Below are 971 nucleotides of genomic sequence, written 5' to 3'. Positions count from 1 at the left end.
AAGGTAAGTTGCACGGGCTTGCTATCCGCGTGCCGACCCCGAACGTCAGCATTGTGGACTTTACGTGCAAGGTTAAACGCTCTGTCACTAAAGAAGAGGTCAACGAGGCGATAAAGAAAGCTGCTAATGGTGCTCTGAAAGATGTATTGCAATACACTGAAGAGGAGCTTGTTTCACACGACTTCAATGGCAACTCAAGCTCGTCTATATTTGACTCTAAACTCACTATAGTGTTGGAAGGCACTAATGTGAAAGTATTCTCTTGGTATGATAATGAGTGGGGCTACTCTTCACGTGCAGCAGAACTGATGTCGCGGGTGCTATAAGACGGGAGTTGTGATGTTAAAAACATTAAAAGACATTGACCTTAAAGGTAAGAAGGTCTTTATTCGCGTGGATTTTAACGTTCCTATTAAGGACGGTGCAGTAACGGATGATACGCGCATACGTGAGGCTGTGAAAACTATCCGCTATGTCATAGAGCAGGGTGGCTATGCCACTGTTGCTAGTCACATGGGACGACCGAAAGGGGAGAAAAACCTTAAATACTCTATGAAACCCATAGCTGATTATATCAACACCAAGAACTATTTTAAGGCATCTTTTGTGTCAGATTGTGTTGGTGCTGATGTAGCAAATGCGTTGAAAACCCAAGAACAAGACGTGGTTTTAGTGCTTGAAAACTTGCGCTTTTATGTGGCGGAAGAAAAAAACGATGCTGAGTTCTCAAAGCAGCTAGGTGTTGGTTATGACGTCTACATAAATGACGCTTTCGGCACCTGTCACCGCAAGCATGCATCCGTCTATGGACTACCTGCTATTACTAAAGATAAGGCAATGGGTTTTTTGATAGAGAAAGAGGTTAAATATTTTTCTCAGATAGTGTCCCGTCCAGAGCGACCTTTTGCGGCGATACTGGGTGGTGCTAAGGTTAGCGATAAGATAGGGGTTATATTGAGCCTAGTTGAGAA

Annotated in this window: 1 protein-coding gene and 1 pseudogene; both read left to right on the top strand. The window is 43.7% G+C overall.

The genetic code is table 11. From position 1 onward, the window contains the following. Window positions 1-326 (top strand): annotated as a pseudogene (locus tag AC1MDJ_RS08060) (type I glyceraldehyde-3-phosphate dehydrogenase); the annotation flags it as partial. Between the two features lie 13 nt (window positions 327-339). Beyond that, on the top strand, window positions 340-971 hold a 632-nt coding region (locus AC1MDJ_RS08055; protein ID WP_479690399.1), incomplete at its 3' end, for a phosphoglycerate kinase.

It is taken from the genome of Candidatus Termitispirillum reticulitermitis (genome assembly GCF_054655775.1).
Note: the sequence above shows the minus strand (reverse complement) of the source record. Positions and strands in the feature narration are given on the sequence as shown.